Origin of the sequence: Agrobacterium salinitolerans (assembly GCF_027498475.1) — a bacterium.
Taxonomy (GTDB): domain Bacteria; phylum Pseudomonadota; class Alphaproteobacteria; order Rhizobiales; family Rhizobiaceae; genus Agrobacterium; species Agrobacterium salinitolerans.
Map to the genome: position 1 here is coordinate 1,668,948 of NZ_JAPZLN010000001.1, position 16,448 is coordinate 1,685,395.

13 protein-coding genes are annotated in these 16,448 nt (G+C 58.4%); 6 read left to right on the top strand and 7 right to left on the bottom strand.

Annotation, left to right across the window (positions count from 1 at the left end; translation table 11 throughout):
- Positions 1 to 400 precede the first annotated feature (400 nt).
- Positions 401 to 5,161, top strand: a complete 4,761-nt coding sequence (locus O9X91_RS07945) for an NAD-glutamate dehydrogenase (RefSeq protein ID WP_142912919.1) — start codon at positions 401 to 403, stop codon at positions 5,159 to 5,161.
- 104 nt (positions 5,162 to 5,265) lie between these two features.
- Complete coding sequence (locus tag O9X91_RS07950; RefSeq protein WP_142912918.1) at positions 5,266 to 6,642, top strand: MFS transporter; 1,377 nt, start codon at positions 5,266 to 5,268, stop codon at positions 6,640 to 6,642.
- A 56-nt stretch (positions 6,643 to 6,698) separates the two neighbouring features.
- On the opposite strand, the gene phaR is transcribed toward O9X91_RS07950, so the two are convergent.
- Positions 6,699 to 7,274: a polyhydroxyalkanoate synthesis repressor PhaR gene (gene phaR / locus O9X91_RS07955; RefSeq protein WP_003520279.1), complete on the bottom strand. Its 576-nt coding sequence runs from the start codon at positions 7,272 to 7,274 to the stop codon at positions 6,699 to 6,701.
- Positions 7,275 to 7,517: 243 nt separating this feature from the next.
- Between phaR and O9X91_RS07960 the strand changes: the two genes are divergently transcribed.
- From O9X91_RS07960 to bfr, 4 genes are all read left to right on the top strand, one after another.
- On the top strand, positions 7,518 to 8,699 hold the full coding sequence (locus tag O9X91_RS07960) for an acetyl-CoA C-acetyltransferase (protein ID WP_142912917.1): 1,182 nt from the start codon (positions 7,518 to 7,520) through the stop codon (positions 8,697 to 8,699).
- A 171-nt stretch (positions 8,700 to 8,870) separates the two neighbouring features.
- On the top strand, positions 8,871 to 9,596 hold the full coding sequence (phbB, locus tag O9X91_RS07965; RefSeq protein ID WP_003520276.1) for an acetoacetyl-CoA reductase: 726 nt from the start codon (positions 8,871 to 8,873) through the stop codon (positions 9,594 to 9,596).
- 266 nt (positions 9,597 to 9,862) lie between these two features.
- Entirely contained in the window at positions 9,863 to 10,174 is a 312-nt protein-coding gene (locus O9X91_RS07970; RefSeq protein ID WP_077983626.1) for a (2Fe-2S)-binding protein, read from the top strand.
- Positions 10,140 to 10,625 carry a bacterioferritin gene (bfr, locus tag O9X91_RS07975; protein ID WP_131829419.1) on the top strand — a complete coding sequence of 162 codons (486 nt, stop codon included), beginning with the start codon at positions 10,140 to 10,142 and terminating at the stop codon, positions 10,623 to 10,625. Before O9X91_RS07970 ends, bfr begins: the two co-directional genes overlap by 35 nt.
- Before the next feature lie 42 nt (positions 10,626 to 10,667).
- On the opposite strand, the gene O9X91_RS07980 is transcribed toward bfr, so the two are convergent.
- The 6 genes from O9X91_RS07980 to rsfS all read right to left on the bottom strand — a co-directional run bounded on the left by O9X91_RS07980 (position 10,668) and on the right by rsfS (position 16,445).
- Positions 10,668 to 11,180: an RNA pyrophosphohydrolase gene (locus tag O9X91_RS07980; protein WP_142912916.1), complete on the bottom strand. Its 513-nt coding sequence runs from the start codon at positions 11,178 to 11,180 to the stop codon at positions 10,668 to 10,670.
- A gap of 46 nt (positions 11,181 to 11,226) precedes the next feature.
- Complete coding sequence (locus tag O9X91_RS07985) at positions 11,227 to 12,426, bottom strand: divergent polysaccharide deacetylase family protein (RefSeq protein ID WP_142912915.1); 1,200 nt, start codon at positions 12,424 to 12,426, stop codon at positions 11,227 to 11,229.
- A gap of 58 nt (positions 12,427 to 12,484) precedes the next feature.
- Positions 12,485 to 13,813 (bottom strand): S41 family peptidase, encoded by a 1,329-nt coding sequence (locus O9X91_RS07990; protein WP_077983630.1) that lies wholly within the window; start codon positions 13,811 to 13,813, stop codon positions 12,485 to 12,487.
- On the bottom strand, positions 13,803 to 15,200 hold the full coding sequence (locus O9X91_RS07995; protein WP_142912914.1) for a murein hydrolase activator EnvC family protein: 1,398 nt from the start codon (positions 15,198 to 15,200) through the stop codon (positions 13,803 to 13,805). Before O9X91_RS07995 ends, O9X91_RS07990 begins: the two co-directional genes overlap by 11 nt.
- A 159-nt stretch (positions 15,201 to 15,359) precedes the next feature.
- Positions 15,360 to 15,842, bottom strand: coding sequence for a 23S rRNA (pseudouridine(1915)-N(3))-methyltransferase RlmH (gene rlmH, locus O9X91_RS08000; RefSeq protein WP_077983632.1), 483 nt, complete (start codon positions 15,840 to 15,842; stop codon positions 15,360 to 15,362).
- A 159-nt stretch (positions 15,843 to 16,001) separates the two neighbouring features.
- Positions 16,002 to 16,445 (bottom strand): ribosome silencing factor, encoded by a 444-nt coding sequence (rsfS, locus tag O9X91_RS08005; RefSeq protein ID WP_269833842.1) that lies wholly within the window; start codon positions 16,443 to 16,445, stop codon positions 16,002 to 16,004.
- Positions 16,446 to 16,448: the final 3 nt, after the last annotated feature.

Consider the following 16,448-nt stretch of genomic DNA (forward strand, 5'->3'; position numbering starts at 1 on the left):
CGATAACGTAAACGCTCGATATGTCACGGAAACCGCGTGCAAAAGAGGTGTTGCTTTCGTGGTGTTTTTGGGCACACAAATGCCACGCTGTGGATCAGTGTCGTTGGTGTACCACAAAAATAGGTGCAAATCAATAATTTGCTTCAACCGTGGCCGCAACATCACATGGCGGCCCGAGAACCGCCTAAAAATTAGCCGCAAAAATACTGTCGTCTGCTTCTAAACCGAGCCTTACGACAAAAGAAGCAAAAAAATTTCACTTACCGGGTGAAGAAACACGATAGCCTCTTAAACTCTTCGTAATTCCACGCCAATATCCGATTCGACTGAAAAGGCAAAATCCGCAAATTGGCGATGCTTTTTTATATTAAAGTGTGATTTTTGGAGGAATCCACGTCAAATGGGCTACAGAAACAATCCAAAACGCGAAAAACAGATCGAAAAAGCGCGCCAGCAGGCAATTGCCGAAAATGTCCAATTTCTTGATCCGGGTATTCTTTATGGAAGGGCAAGTACCGACGATATAGAATATTATTCCGCAGAGATGCTGGCTGCGAGCGCCGCTCACAGTTTCGAGGCGCTTTCACACTGGACCGGAGACGCTCCTCATATCAGCATTTCCCAGGTGGAGGGCGTTTCACCGCGGGATATTCCGGTAACGGTCCTGACCATTATCGGCCGCAATATGCCTTTCCTGTACGATTCTGTCATGGGCGAGGTCACCAGCACCTATCGCGGTCTTTACCTCGCGGTGCACCCGATCCTGGTGCGCGACGAAAGCGCGCAGGCGGGCTATCGTCTTGCGGAACCCGAGGATGATCCCGCTGAAAACGTCAGCCTCATCCAGCTGCATATCGCCCCACTCACACCGCAGGCCGTAGCGGCGCTGGAAGAAAGGTTGCGTTTCGTGCTGACGCAAGTCCAGTTTGCCTATCGCGACTGGCGGCCGATGCTGGCGAAACTCGATGAGGCGCTGGATGAATTGTCCAAGCGCGGTTCGTCACGGCGCAAGACCGAGCGTGCGGAAGCCGTCGAGTTCCTCAACTGGCTTCGCAACGACAATTTCACCTTTCTCGGCATGCGCGACTACACTTATTCCGGCAAGGGAAAGAACGCGAAGATCGAGCGCGGTGACGGCATCGGTCTCGGCAGCCTCAGCGATCCGGATGTACGCGTGCTGCGCCTCGGCAAGAACGCCGTGACGACGACGCCAGAAATCCTCGCCTTCCTCGACGGCCCGGATTTCCTCATCGTCACCAAGGCCAACGTGAAGTCCATCGTGCATCGTCGCGCCTATATGGACTATATCGGCATCAAGCGCTTCGACGAGGACGGCAATGTCATCGGCGAACTGCGCATCGTCGGCCTCTTCACCGCCACCGCCTATACGCGCTCGGTCAAGCAGATACCGCTGCTGCGCGCCAAGGTCGCGGAAGTCGAGCGGCATTTCGGCTTCGACCCCAACAGCCACTCCGGCCGCATCCTGCAGAATACGCTCGAGGCCTATCCGCGTGACGATCTCTTCCAGATCGAGACCGATCTTCTGATCCGCTTCGTCGAGCAGATCATGGAACTGAGCGACCGGCCGCGCGTGCGCGTGCTTGCGCGTATCGACCGTTTCGACCGTTTCGTTTCCGCCATCATCTTCGTTCCGCGCGAGGAGTATAATTCCTATGTACGCGAGAAGATCGGGGACTATCTGAGCAGGGTCTATGACGGGCATATTTCCGCCTACTACCCCGCCTTCCCTGAAGGCGCCGTCGCCCGCGTCCACTTCATCGTCGGCCGCACGGAAGGCAAGACGCCGCGCATCGCCCAGGACAAGCTCGAAGACGCCGTCAGCGACATTGCGGCGCGCTGGATAGACCATTTCGTCGCCCTCTCCGAGCCGGGCGCACCGGTGCTGGAGGTCGATCAGGCCTATCAGGAAGCCTACACGCCGGAAGAAGCGATCGGTGACATGCCGGATATTCTGGGCGCCGCAAAGGGCGAACCGGTCCGCATCGAATTTTACCAGCAGGAAGGTCAATCGGCGGAAACGCTGTCGCTGAAGATTTTCCACCGCGACGGCCATCTGCCGCTTTCGCGCCGCGTGCCTTTGCTCGAAAATCTCGGTTTCAACGTCATCAGTGAGCGCACCTTCGATATCGGCGTTGTTTCGGACGGCAAAAAGCGTGACATCGTGCTGCACGACATGGAACTGTCCGTCGCCAAGGGGACGACACTCGATCTGGTGCATTATGGAGAGAAACTCGAAGAAGCGTTCCTAGCCGCCTTCTCCGGCAAGGTCGACAATGACAACTTCAACCGCCTGATCCTCGCCTGCGGCCTGACCGTGCGCGAAGTCTCCGTGCTGCGCGCCTATGCGCGTTATCTCCGCCAGACCGGCATCGTCTATTCACAGGAGCATATTTCCGAAACGCTCTATAAGTATCCGGCGATTTCCCGCAATATTTTCGCGCTGTTCAAGGCCGGCTTCGATCCGTCCGTCGACGAAAAGAAACGGCTGAAGAAACTCGCCGAAATACACAAGGCAATCGAAGCGGCGTTGAGCGGCGTTCCCAATCTCGATGAGGACCGCACGCTCAGGCGTTACGTCAACGCCATCGATGCTACGCTGCGCACCAATTACTTCCAGAAAAATGCCGATGGCACGCCGCGTGACCTGTTGGCATTCAAGTTCGATCCCAAGCATCTGGACGGCCTGCCCGACCCACGGCCTTTCCGCGAAATATTCGTCTACGGAACAGAAGTCGAAGGCGTGCATCTGCGTTTCGGCAAGGTCGCGCGCGGCGGTCTGCGCTGGTCGGATCGCGGTCAGGATTACCGCACGGAAGTGCTCGGCCTCGTCAAGGCGCAACAGGTCAAGAATGCGGTGATCGTTCCGGTCGGCGCCAAGGGCGGCTTCTTCCCGAAGAACCTGCCGGCCGGCGGCTCCCGCGACGAAGTCTTCAATGCCGGCCGCGAGGCCTATAAGACCTATATCCGCACCCTGCTGTCCATCACCGACAATATCGTCGACGACGCCATCGTGCCGCCAGCCGACACGTTACGGCTCGACGGTGACGACCCCTATTTCGTCGTTGCCGCCGACAAGGGAACGGCGACCTTCTCCGATACGGCGAACGGTCTTGCCCATGAAGCCGGTTTCTGGCTGGACGACGCCTTCGCATCGGGCGGTTCGGCCGGTTACGACCACAAGAAGATGGGTATTACCGCCCGGGGCGCCTGGGAAACGGTAAAACGCCATTTCCGCGAAATGGATACCGACATCCAAACCACGCCATTCACCGTGGCCGGCGTTGGCGACATGTCCGGCGACGTTTTCGGCAACGGCATGCTGCTGTCGGAAAAGATCAGGCTGATCGCGGCCTTCGATCACCGCGATATCTTCATCGATCCCGACCCGGATACCGACAGATCCTTTACTGAGCGCAAGCGGCTTTTCGAACTGCCGCGTTCCAGCTGGCAGGATTATGACCGTTCGGCCCTCTCGGCCGGCGCGATGATCATCTCGCGTGCCGAAAAATCGGTGACACTGACGCCGGAAGCCGTGGCCGCCATCGGCCTCGACAAATCAGTCGCCACACCCTTCGAGATCATGACCGCCATCCTGAAAGCGCCAACCGATCTTCTGTGGTTCGGCGGCATCGGCACCTACATCAAGGCGGCGGTGGAAACCAATGCCGAGGTGGGTGACAGGGCGAACGACCCCATCCGCGTCAACGCAACTGAGCTGCGCGCCAAGGTCATAGGAGAAGGCGCCAATCTCGGCATCACCCAGAAGGGGCGCATCGCTTATGCGCTTTCGGGCGGGCGATGCAATTCCGACGCGATCGACAATTCGGCCGGCGTGAACTCCTCAGACGTCGAGGTCAACATCAAGATCGCGCTTGCCTCCGCCGTTAACAGCGGTCGCCTGACGATGCCGAAACGCAACCAGCTTCTCGCCTCCATGACGCCTGATGTGGCGCAGCTGGTGCTGCGCAACAACTACCTGCAATCGCTGGCGATTTCACTGACGGAGCGGCTGGGGCTCGCCAACCGCGAAGAACTCGGCCGCCTGATGAGCGCGCTGGAGGCGACCGGACAACTGAACCGCAAGGTCGAGACCCTGCCGGACAATGCCGAATTCAGCGAAAGATACGCCACCGGCAAACCGCTGACCCGGCCGGAAATTGGCGTGCTCCTCTCCTATGCCAAGCTCACTTTGTTCGATGCATTGGTGGCAAGCCCGCTTCCGGACGAACCCTATCTCCAGCATCTGCTGGTCGATTATTTCCCGGCCAAGATGCAGAAGAATTATGCGGACGACATCAAGGCGCATCGTCTGCATCGCGAAATCGTCGCGACCGCGCTCGCCAATGCCGTCGTCAATCGCGGCGGCCCGGGCTTTGTGCAGAAACTTGCCGATGCGAGCGGCCTTCTGGCGGCCGACGTCGTCAAGGCGGCGGTGATCGTCGAGGATGGTTTCGGTCTCAAACGCCTGTGGAGCGAAGTCGACGCGCTGGACGGCAAGGTCGGAGGGGAAGTCCAGAACGGGCTTTATGCCATGATCACGCGCATTTTCTCCGACGCGAGCAGGCTTTACCTGCAAACCGGGAGCGCAGGTGCGGCCGCGGGTGACATGGCGACCGAAATCGAGCGACTGAAAACCGCAATCAAGACGCTGTCGCCGGCAGCGGCGAAGTATCGCCGCGAACTCGGCGTGACGGAAATCGATGGCGTTCCTTCCGGTCTTCTGGAGGAACTCGATACGCTTTCCCTGCTCGTCTATGTGCCAGAGATCATGCGCATCGCCGAAAGCGCTGGCACAACGCTCGCCCGCGCTGCCGAAAGCTATGCCACCGTCTCCTCGACCTTCCGTGTCGCGCGCCTCTTGGATGCAAGTCAGCGCATCACCCCGGCGGATCATTATGAGAGCCTGGCTCTCCTGCGCAGCCAGGACCAGATTTCCTCGTCGCGACGCCGGATTGTTATCTCCGCACTAACAGAATATGCCAAGGAGAAGGATCCGGTCCAGGCCTGGTATGCCGCGGACCGCGTGCGGGTCAACCGCATCGTCTCCGAACTCGGCGCACTCAGCGACAGCGGTGATACCAACCTTGCCCGTCTGACGGTCGCGGCCGGGCTGCTTGGCGATATCGTTCAGGTACGCTGATCGGAAGCCTCAAAAACGCCATCCGGGTCCCCCCGGATGGCCCCAGACAAGGCGGATGCGCCTGCATCACACATTTTATTCCTGATTTTCCGATAGGACGATGAATGACTGTCCCTTCCCCAAATGCGGAAACAGCGGTTGCCAAACGCGGCATCTGGGGCTGGGTGATGTTTGACTGGGCGGCGCAGCCGTTTTTCACGGTCGTCACGACCTTCGTTTTCGGGCCTTATTTCGTCGCGCGGCTCACCGACGATCCGATTTCGGCGCAGGCGACATGGAGCAACATGGCGACGGTGTCGTCGATCATCATCGCCCTCTTCTCCCCCATTCTCGGCTCCATCGCCGACCAGTCCGGCGCACGCAAGCCCTGGATCGCCTTTTTTGCCGTCATCAAGATTGTCAGTCTCTTTTTCCTCTGGTTTGCCGCGCCCGGTTCGCCGCTCATCCTTCCAATCGTCTGCATGATCCTCGCTTCCATCGCAGCGGAATTTTCCATCGTCTTCAACGATTCCATGATGCCGCGCCTGACCAACCCGCAAAATGTCGGGCGCATTTCCAATCTCGCCTGGGGACTCGGTTATCTCGGCGGTATGGTGGTGCTGATTGCCGTGGTGACGCTTCTCGCCGCCAATCCACAGACCGGCGTGACAATCGCCGGTATCAAGCCCCTTTTCGGCCTCGATCCTGCAACCGGCGAGGACGCCAGAATAACCGGCCCGCTCGCCGCACTCTGGTATCTCATTTTCATTCTACCGATGTTTCTTCTCACTCCCGATGCTGAAAAAGGTCTGCCCTTTGCCGCCGCAATCCGCTCGGGATTGGGGGAACTGAAGATCACGCTGCGCGAACTGCGATACCGCCCGATGCTGTTGCGGTTTTTGATTGCGCGCATGCTCTATCAGGATGGCGTAAATGGCGTTCTTATTCTGGGCGGGGCCTTCGCCGCCGGCATGTTCGGCTGGGCGACGATGGAAATCGGCCTCTTCGGCATCCTGCTCAATGTCGTCGCCATCGCCGGCTGCTTTGCCGCCGGACGTGTCGACCAGAAACTCGGGTCGCGCATCACCATCCTCATCAGCCTCGTGCTCCTGTTGCTGGCCACGCTCGGAATCGTCTCGACGGAAAAGGGCTCGACGCTGTTTGGCTGGATACAATTATCCTCGGCGGACAATGGCGGCATCTTCGCGACAGGCGCGGAAAAGGCCTATCTGCTCTATGGCGTTTTGATCGGCCTCGCCTTCGGCCCCGTCCAGGCATCGTCCCGCTCTTATCTCGCCCGAAATATCACCGTGGCAGAAGCGGGCCGTTATTTCGGCATCTACGCGCTTTCCGGACGCGCCACCAGTTTCATGGCGACACTGTCATTTTCCATAGCAACCTACATAAGCGGCTCCGCCCATATCGGCATGGCCACGCTCATCGTATTTCTGGGGGCAGGTTTCCTGCTCCTGTTGCGCGTACCGGAAAGAACGGCAGGCTAAGAGCCAGAAGCAAAAGCCGATGCGGTTTGCTGAAACCGGTCATCGGCCCGACAGGATCAAAGCTGATCGAGCTTTTGCTGCAATGCGCGCAACTGCGCCTTCAGCTCATCGATTTCGGATGCATTCGGCTTGCGGGTTTCCTTGGGCGCCTGCGGCATTGCGAAAGGTGTGAAACCCTGCATCGCCTGCCGGAACAGTTCCGTATTGCGGCGGATCTGCTCTTCCATCATTTGCAGCGGCGCCTGAAAATTGCGGGCAAGCGAACCATCGCCGAAAGCCTTGGCCATATGCTCCTGCATCTGGCTCTGCTGATCGGAGAAGGTCTTCATAGAATGTTCGAGAAATGTCGGCACGACCATCTGCATCTGGTCGCCGTAATAGGAGATCAATTGCCGCAGAAACGCCGTCGGCAGCAAGGTATTGCCGGTTTTGGCTTCCTGTTCGACGATGATCTGCGTCAGCACCGCATGCGTGATGTCTTCGGACGACTTGGCATCCTGAACCTTGAAGTCCTCGCCGCGCTTGACCATCTGCGCCAGATCATCGAGCGTCACATAGGTGCTGGTGCCGGTATTGTAGAGCCGCCGATTGGCGTATTTTTTAATGATTGTTTCGCCGTCGTGTTTCGCCATGCCCGCCTCCTCGCGATGATGGTATTTTCTTGTTTTTTGGTGTTATTGCTCTTCCCGGCGCAAAGTGTATGCGCAAAACGAGCCCTCTGACAAATGTTTTGTGCATCGCAACAGTTTGTTTTTTGCGCAGCAATTTTCCGCAAGATTTCGGCGTGATTTAGCAACATCTTTTAAAGCAACTTTCGCCATTTGACTTGTATTGAAAGCTTTGCCAGTCTCCGCCCGCAAGTGAGGAGAAAACTGATGACCCTGCCTTCAATCGTGATTGCCAGCGCCGCGCGCACAGCCGTCGGCTCCTTCAATGGCCACTTCGCCAATACGCCAGCCCATGAGCTCGGGGCGTCCGTCATCAGCGCCGTGCTGGAGCGCGCCGGTGTCGCGGCAAACGAAATCGATGAAGTCATTCTCGGTCAGGTCCTGACGGCGGGCGAGGGGCAGAACCCGGCGCGGCAGGCTGCCATGAAGGCCGGCATACCACAGGAAGCGACCGCCTTCGGCCTCAATCAGCTTTGCGGCTCCGGTCTGCGCGCCGTGGCCCTCGGCATGCAGCAGATCGTCACCGGCGACGCGAACATCGTCATTGCCGGCGGCCAGGAATCCATGTCCATGGCGCCCCATTGCGCGCACTTGCGCGGCGGCGTGAAGATGGGCGATTTCAAGATGATCGACACCATGCTGAAAGATGGCCTCACCGACGCCTTTTACGGTTATCACATGGGCATCACCGCCGAAAACATTGCCCGCCAATGGCAGCTTTCCCGTGATGAGCAGGACCAGTTCGCAGTCGCATCGCAAAACAAGGCCGAAGCCGCGCAAAGCGCCGGCCGTTTTGCAGATGAGATCGTGGCTTTCACGGTAAAGGGCCGCAAAGCCGATATCGTCATCGATACGGATGAGCATATCCGCGCTGGAGCTTCGCTGGAAACCATGGCCAAGCTGCGCCCCGCCTTCGACAAGGAAGGTACGGTCACGGCCGGCAACGCCTCCGGTCTGAACGATGGCGCAGCCGCTACACTTCTGATGTCGGAACAGGAAGCGGCAAAGCGTGGCATCAAGCCGCTGGCGCGTATTGCCTCCTGGGCGACGGCCGGTGTCGATCCGCAGATCATGGGCACCGGCCCCATCCCTGCGTCGCGCAAAGCGCTGGCCAAGGCCGGTTGGTCGATCAACGATATCGGCCTTGTCGAAGCCAACGAGGCCTTTGCCGCCCAATCCTGCGCGGTCGTGCGCGAACTGGGCCTTAACCCTGACATCGTCAACGTCAATGGCGGAGCGATTGCCATCGGCCATCCGATCGGCGCTTCGGGCGCGCGCGTCCTGAACACGCTGATTTTCGAAATGCGCCGCCGTAACGTGTCGAAGGGTCTCGCAACGCTCTGCATCGGTGGTGGCATGGGTGTCGCCATGTGCATCGAAGCACTCTGAAACCGCCTCACGACTTGCCAAAAAGCAATTCCGGTTCAGCGCGCAATAGGGTAGAAGCGGCCTCCCATTGGCCGCATTTCTGTGGCCGGTGAGCACGACGAACAAGTTCTGCAAGATATGGAAGCATCCTCGTATATGCAGGCGCTTCAGTGACAGGTCATGGAGGCCGATATGAGCCGGGTTGCGTTGATTTCCGGCGGGACGAGCGGCATAGGCGCCGCAATTGCCCGCGCCCTGCAGGCGGCCGGCTACCGGGTGGCCGTCAATTACGCCTTCACGACGGACAGGGCGGAAGCATTCCAGAAAGAAACCGGCATCCCCGCTTTTCAATGGGATGTGCGCGACTATGACGCCTGCGTCAATGGCATAGCCAGGGTAGAAGAGACCTTCGGTCCCGTCGAGGTGCTCGTCAACAATGCCGGCATCACCCGCGATGCGATGTTCCATAAAATGTCGCCGCAGCAATGGCGCGAGGTGATCGACACCAACCTCACCGGTGTGTTCAACATGACCCACCCCGTATGGCCGGGCATGCGCGACCGCGGCTTCGGCCGCATCGTCAACATCTCCTCCATCAATGGCCAGAAAGGTCAGGCGGGACAGGCCAATTATTCCGCCTCCAAAGCGGGCGACATCGGCTTCACCAAGGCGCTCGCCCAAGAAGGCGCCAGCCGTAACATCACCGTTAATGCCATCTGCCCCGGCTATATCGGCACGGAGATGGTAAGAGCGATACCGGAAAAGGTTCTGGCTGAGCGGATCGTGCCGCAAATTCCCGTTGGACGGTTGGGCGAACCGGAAGAAATCGCGCGCTGCGTTCTGTTTCTGGTGTCGGACGAAGCGGGCTTCATCACCGGCTCCACCATGACCGCCAATGGCGGGCAATATTTCGCCTGAGATCAGCTGCCCTTCCCTCTAATGGCAGTTCAGTCAGTAAACTTTTCGTGATAATGATGCTGCTCGATCTGCCACGCACAAAAACTTGACCAGGAAATACTGGAAAGTATAAATCGCTAAACTAATGAAAATACGATAGTTTTCGTTTAGTTTAGAATGAGTCTAGAAATGTAGCATCGATTCAAACATAGGTTTTTCTTGACAGTGGGTGTCCTGTTTTGGTTTAAGAATGAAAACAACGTGTTGCGTCATACAGGCAGTCCATCATGCTGGTTTGCAGCTGCAATTACATTACCGATCACGATATCCGGGACGTCATCAACGAGCTCCTCGATGAGGACTGTTGGCAATTGATCGTTCCTGCAAAAGTGTATCACGCCATGGAAAAACGCGGTCGCTGCTGCGGCTGTTTTCCAACCGTTGTTGACCTGATCATCAAGACCACTGAAGAATATCACGCCCGTCGCCACTCGACTGAGGCCGATGTTTTTGATTTTATGTCCCGCCTGAAGAGATTCCATGAAGACAACAGGAGAGCGGACATTGAAAGGCGACAAAAAAGTCATCGAGCGGCTTAACGAGGCCCTTTTCCTCGAACTCGGTGCGGTGAACCAATATTGGCTGCACTACCGGCTGCTGAACGACTGGGGCTACACCAAGCTCGCAAAGAAGGAGCGTGCCGAATCCATCGAAGAGATGCAGCACGCTGACAAGATCATTGATCGTATCATCTTCCTCGAAGGTCATCCCAACCTTCAGACGCTGGCGCCGCTGCGGATTGGCCAGAACGTGAAGGAAGTGCTTGAAGCCGATCTGGCTGGCGAATACGACGCCCGGACCTCCTACAAGAAATCGCGTGACATCTGTTCCGAGGCCGGAGACTATGTCTCCATGAAGCTGTTTGAGGCCCTGCTGATCGACGAGGAAGGCCATATCGACTTTCTCGAAACCCAGCTCGAACTGCTCGGCAAGATCGGCGAGGAAAAATACGGCCAGCTCAACGCCGATTCCGCCAACGAAGCAGAATAAGCACTGGCGACAAAACAGAAAAGGCGGCCAAGGCCGCCTTTTTTATTTGCCCGAAAGGTGCTGGAACTCCGCCACAACCTGTTCGTATACCGCACGCTTGAACGGTACGATGAGTTCCGGCAGGCTTTCCATCGGCTTCCAGGCCCATGCGTCGAATTCAGCCGTATGTCCGGTCGGCGGCGGATCGATCTGGATCTCGCTTTCGTCGCCTTCGAAACGGAACGCAAACCAGCGCTGCGCTTGCCCACGATATTTGCCCTTGAGACCGATACCGATCAGTTCGGGTGGCAGGTCATAGTGAATCCAGTCGCTCGCCTCCGCAAGCAGGCTCACCGTTTTCATGCCTGTTTCTTCGTAGAGTTCGCGAATCGCGGCCGTCAAAGGCCGCTCACCATCATCGATGCCGCCCTGCGGCATTTGCCACAGATGCGGTGAGCCGTCATATTCAGAATTGCCTTCCTTGATGCGCCTGCCGGCCCAGACAAGGCCCTCGGCGTTCAGAACCATAATTCCCGCACAGGGACGGTAAGGCAAATCTTCTGCTTTGATTGTCATGGGAAACCCGCACTGTCTGAGCGCCAGAAATGGCCGCACGCAAGGTTTACTGCCCTGCCTGCCCGGAAACAAGCGCAGAAACACCGACAATCTCGATGCCGCGCCCGCCAGCCTCACGCGACCATTTGGAGATCGCCGCAACGCTTTCATCAAAAGCCGAAGCTACGCCGATCGCCTGGCCGTTACGCCGTGCAATTCGCTCCAGTTCATCCAGCTTGCGTAGAATGGCAGCTTCGGTGACTTCGCCATCAAGCAGAATATCGGCAAAACCCTGTGGGGCGGAAATCGCCTTGGCAATACCGCCACTCAGCGATTGCGCTGAAGAGCCATCATCCAGAAACAGCAGGCCACGCTTGCCGATGTCGCGCATGACAGGCTCCAGCGCCGCCTGCTCGGCAAGGAAACGCCCGCCGAGATAATTCATGACGCCGGTGTAATTGGTGATCTTCGCCATGGAGCGATGCAGCCGGTCGATGTTGACCTTGGCGGGATCACCCGCCAGCAGCGTGTCAGGGCCGGGATTGGTGCCTGGATAACCGAAAGGCTCAAGCGGTATCTGCAGAAGGATTTCATGCCCCTGTCGGCGCGCTTCCTGCATCCAGCGCTGCAAGCTGTTGCCGCTGGCGGCAAAGCCGAGCGTCACCTCCGGCGGCAGCTCGCGGATCGCTTTTTGCGACCCCGTCTGGCTGAGACCGAGCCCGCCGACCACAATCGCCACCCGGGTGCCGCGTGCGCCAGACCAAGGCCGTGCATATTGCTCCATCGGCCGCAAACCGTCCGCGCCGATGACCGGTAATTTTCCGAATGCGGTTTCTTCCAGCAGTTCCTCATTGGGTCGCATCGCCATGCGCGGATCCTGGCCATAGGTTTGGCCGCTCATCAGCACCGGCCCTTCACCCTCACGCGAGCGGGGAGAGTAAACCGATACGACATTGCCATCAGGCATCGTCTCGCGACTGATCTTGGCGCCCGAGCGACCGCCTTGCGGCTGGAGACCGGCGGCATCGCCGGGAGCCATTACATCGGCCGGTGCGATTTCAGGTTTTTTTTCGGCAAGCTGGCGCTGTGCCTCCGGGCCGCTCGCCGTCTTCTGCAAATTGCCGGGCGAAAGCGCCGTATAGACGGACAAGCCGCCGACTGAGGAAACCGCAAGCACCGACAAAGCCACAATGACGGAAAAGCGCCGGTTGATACCGGCGCTTTTTTTCTGACGGCCCAGAAGCGGTTTTCGCAGGTCCGAAGGCAATGAACGATCCGTCCAAACGGTTGGGCAAGACAACGCGCCGGCTGACCGGCGAACTATCTTACTGCTTGTTGACCACAGCCTTTTCCGGATTCGGCGGGAAAGACGGATCCGTCTTGGTGCCGCGCAACAGGTCCAGAGCATAGTTGAGCTGGATGTCGTCCTTGGCTTCCGGCGGAACATAAGCGGAGGAACCCGAACCTTCATCGGTTTCGCTCTGTCCCTTGATGTGGCCTGAAAGACCGGATTCACCTTCGGTGGTCACCTTGCCCTGCAGCTCAGGCGGCAATGGCTGCTCCACCTTGATGTCAGGCTCAATGCCCGTACCCTGGATCGATTTACCCGACGGCGTGTAATAAAGCGCCGTGGTCAGGCGCAGCGCACCTGCCTCGCCGAGCGGAATGATCGTCTGAACCGAGCCCTTACCGAAGGAGCGCGTACCGACCACGGTTGCGCGACGCAAATCCTGCAGCGCACCCGCGACGATTTCCGAAGCCGAAGCCGAACCGCCGTTGACGAGCACGATCACCGGCTTGCCATCGGTCAGATCGCCTGCTGTCGCATTGAAGCGACGCGTCTCATCGGGATTACGGCCACGGGTCGAAACGACTTCGCCGCGCTCGAGGAACGCATCGGAAACATTGATCGCCTGATCGAGCAGACCACCCGGGTTGAGGCGCAGGTCGAGAACATAGCCCTTCAGCTTGTCGGCCGGCACTTCAGCCTTGATCTTCTTGATCGCCTTTTCGAGGTCGTCATAGGTCTTCTCGGTAAAGGAGATGACGCGCAGATAACCGACATTGTCGCCCTCTACACGGGACTTGACGGCCCGAACGGCAATGACATCGCGCATGACGGTGAATTCGAGCGGCTTGTCGGCGCCTTGACGGATGATCGTCAGCTTGATTGGCGTCTTGACCGCGCCGCGCATCTTTTCGACCGCCTGTTCCAGCTTCAGGCCACGAACCGGCGTACCGTCGATTTCCGAAATGAAGTCGCCGGCCAGGATGCCTGCGCGGGAAGCTGGCGTATCGTCGATCGGCGTGATGACCTTGACGAGCTCGTTCTCCATGGTCACTTCGATGCCGAGGCCGCCGAATTCACCCTTGGTCTGGGTGCGCATGTCGTTGGCATCCTTGGCATTCATGAAGCTAGAATGCGGATCGAGCGAGCTCAACATGCCGTTGATTGCGTTTTCAACCAGCTTCTCGTCATCCGGCGGCGTCACATATTGTGCGCGGACGCGCTCGAACACGTCGCCAAAAATCGACAGTTCCTTATAGGTCGAAGGCCCGGCCGCCTGTGCCGGCATGCTCGCCGAATAAATCACGCTCATCGCCGTGGCGCCCATAAGCCCACCGATAAGGAGAAGCGAAACCTTACGAATCATTGTGCGCCCTTCCGGTCTTTTTTGCGGTCCACCACGGCTGAGAATCAACCGGCACACCATCTTTCCTGAACTCAATGTAGAGCGTTGGCCTGTCGGTTTCCAGCGCCAATGCTGCTGCACTTGCTACTCTTTTTGCACCCATGGAAGCGATGGGCTCTCCGGAGAACACGAACATTCCCTGCCGCGTCCTCACATTGTCCATGCCCGTCATCACCACATGATATCCGTCACCCGTATTGAGGATGATCATCCGGCCATAACTGCGAAAATCTCCGGCAAACACCACGAAGCCGTCTGCAGGCGCCGTCACGATCGCTTCCGGTCCGCTCGCGACAACAATTCCCTTGGAAAAGTGGCCCGTTCCATCCGCATCACCGAAGCGCCGCAGCACATCGCCGGTAACCGGCAGCTCCAGCTTTCCCTTCAAACTCGCGAAGGGATATGCGGGCGCAATACGGTTTTTATCGGGCATTCCAGCCTCGGCCGCGGCCCGTTCCTTTTCGCGTTCCGCCTCCGAAAGACGGGCCAGGCGCTGCTCTTCCGCCCGCGCCTTTTCCATCGCCTCACGCACCGAGGTAATCTCGCCTTCAAGCGAACTGACCAGCCCCTCAAGACTCGTCGCCTTGCTTGCAAGCTCCTCAGATCGCTTGCGTTCCGCCTCCAGCTCCGCCGCCGTCTGGGTGTTCTTGCGATCGTTTTCGGCAATCAGCAGGTCGAGGCGTTTTTCCTCTTCCAGACTTGCCGTCATCATACCCGTAAGATCGTCCTTTTCGCGAGCGATTGCCTGCCGGACATCGGTCAATTCTTTGAGAGCGGCGACCAGCTTGTCGGTTTCACCGCGAATGCCGGGCACGACGGCGCCAAGAAGAATGGCGCTTCGCACGGACGCCAACGCATCCTCCGGCGAGACAAGAAGGGCGGGGGGCGGGTTTCGGCCCATGCGCTGTAACGCTGCCAGAACCTCCGCCAGCACGCCGCGTCTTTCCCGAAGCGACGCCTTGACGCCGTCCTCGCGCACCGAAAGCTTGGCCAGACGATCTTCGCCGTCGCTGATCTTGGCTTCCAGCGCCTTGCGCCGGGCGGCCGATGCGATCAACTCTTCCCGGATGCGTGCGCTGTCCTGATTGAGGGAAGCGATACTTTCCTCAAGCTTCCTTGTCTTGTCTTCCGAAAGACCGATGCTGTCGACCAGTTCCTCCAGATCCTGCCGGTTCTGGTCGCGGCGCTTCTCCAACGTCTGTAGCGCATCCGGCGACGTATCGTCGCCTGCGGCCGGAACCGCGCCCGCATCGTCCCGCGAATAGGTCGGACCGATCCCCATCACGAAAGCAGCAATAACCGCGCCCGCAAGGGCAGCGTGCCGTTTTCGTTGAGGCCTGTTGTCCATGTGAACTTTCTTTGATGCCGAAGCAGAAGCGCCAATATTAGGGATTTTGCCGCGATCTTCCAAGAGGCCCTGGAAAGGCCGCCGGCAAAGCCGTGAGCTATCAGCGGTGTCCGGGAGCTTCATGTTGAAATTGAGACATTTATCCGAATCGAAATCCGATCAAACGCGATGATAAGGATGACCGGAGAGAATCGTGACGGCGCGGTAAAGCTGTTCGGCAATCAGGATACGAACGATCTGATGCGGCCATGTCAGCTTGCCGAGATTGAGAACGACCGTCGCCTTGTCGTAAAGCGCAGGATCGAGCCCGTCTGCCCCGCCGATGGCGATAACGAGGTCACGCTTGCCGCTATCGCGCAAATCGCCAAAAAACGAAGCAAAGGCGGGACTGTCCAGCGCCTTTCCGCGCTCGTCCAGCAAGACGAGGGCGGCACCGTCTGCCAGATGTTTTTCCAGCATCGCGGCTTCTTCGCGCTTGCGGGTCTCCGCATTCGATGCCCGGCTTTCCGCAACCTCGATCACCCGCGAAAACTCCAGCCCGATCGCCGGGCCGGTCTTTGCCAGGCGCTCGATATAACGGGCCGCAAGATCCTTTTCGGGGCCGGATTTCAGCCGTCCCACCGCAAAAATTGAAATCCGCATCGCAAACCTGCATTCGTCGTGACCCAACAGGGTCACGCTCTTAACAGCATAGCCTGCGGATTCCTATGTGGCCGGTCTGATTTCCGGCCAGAGGCGCCGTTTCCGAAGTCAGGCATGATCTTCGGCAGAAGCGATGCACTCGCTCAAAGGCTCACCGCATCAATGCAGCGTCTCTTCCGGCATGTCCGGCGTCGCCCACATTTTTTCAATGTTGTAGAAAGCGCGGATTTCCGGACGGAAGACGTGAACGATGATGTCGCCGGTATCGATCAGCACCCAGTCTCCAGTCTCGAGACCTTCGACGCGGGCGTTTCCGAACCCTTCATCCTTCATATCCTTGAGAAGATGCTCGCAAATCGCCGAAATATGCCTGTTCGACCGCCCGGAGACCACGACCATGTAGTCCGCAAGCGCCGATTTTCCGGCAATGTTGAGAGAAACGATATCTTCAGCCTTGGAGTCCTCGAGGCTCGCGAGGACGGTTTCGAGGGCATGGCCGGCGGCATCGGCGCCACTGTCCTGGCCCTTCGGGATAGCAACAAATGCTCTTCCCTTGGCGTGTACTGTTGTCAGAGGTTTTCCTTTCCAAGAATGACAAAACAGGTA

Coding starts and splice junctions, on each gene's coding strand:
- O9X91_RS07945 (WP_142912919.1), top strand. CDS start 401: ATGGGCTACAGAAACAATCCAAAACGCGAAAAACAGATCGAAAAAGCG.
- O9X91_RS07950 (WP_142912918.1), top strand. CDS start 5,266: ATGACTGTCCCTTCCCCAAATGCGGAAACAGCGGTTGCCAAACGCGGC.
- phaR (WP_003520279.1), bottom strand. CDS start 7,274: ATGGCGAAACACGACGGCGAAACAATCATTAAAAAATACGCCAATCGG.
- O9X91_RS07960 (WP_142912917.1), top strand. CDS start 7,518: ATGACCCTGCCTTCAATCGTGATTGCCAGCGCCGCGCGCACAGCCGTC.
- phbB (WP_003520276.1), top strand. CDS start 8,871: ATGAGCCGGGTTGCGTTGATTTCCGGCGGGACGAGCGGCATAGGCGCC.
- O9X91_RS07970 (WP_077983626.1), top strand. CDS start 9,863: ATGCTGGTTTGCAGCTGCAATTACATTACCGATCACGATATCCGGGAC.
- O9X91_RS07980 (WP_142912916.1), bottom strand. CDS start 11,180: ATGACAATCAAAGCAGAAGATTTGCCTTACCGTCCCTGTGCGGGAATT.
- O9X91_RS07990 (WP_077983630.1), bottom strand. CDS start 13,813: ATGATTCGTAAGGTTTCGCTTCTCCTTATCGGTGGGCTTATGGGCGCC.
- O9X91_RS07995 (WP_142912914.1), bottom strand. CDS start 15,200: ATGGACAACAGGCCTCAACGAAAACGGCACGCTGCCCTTGCGGGCGCG.
- rlmH (WP_077983632.1), bottom strand. CDS start 15,842: ATGCGGATTTCAATTTTTGCGGTGGGACGGCTGAAATCCGGCCCCGAA.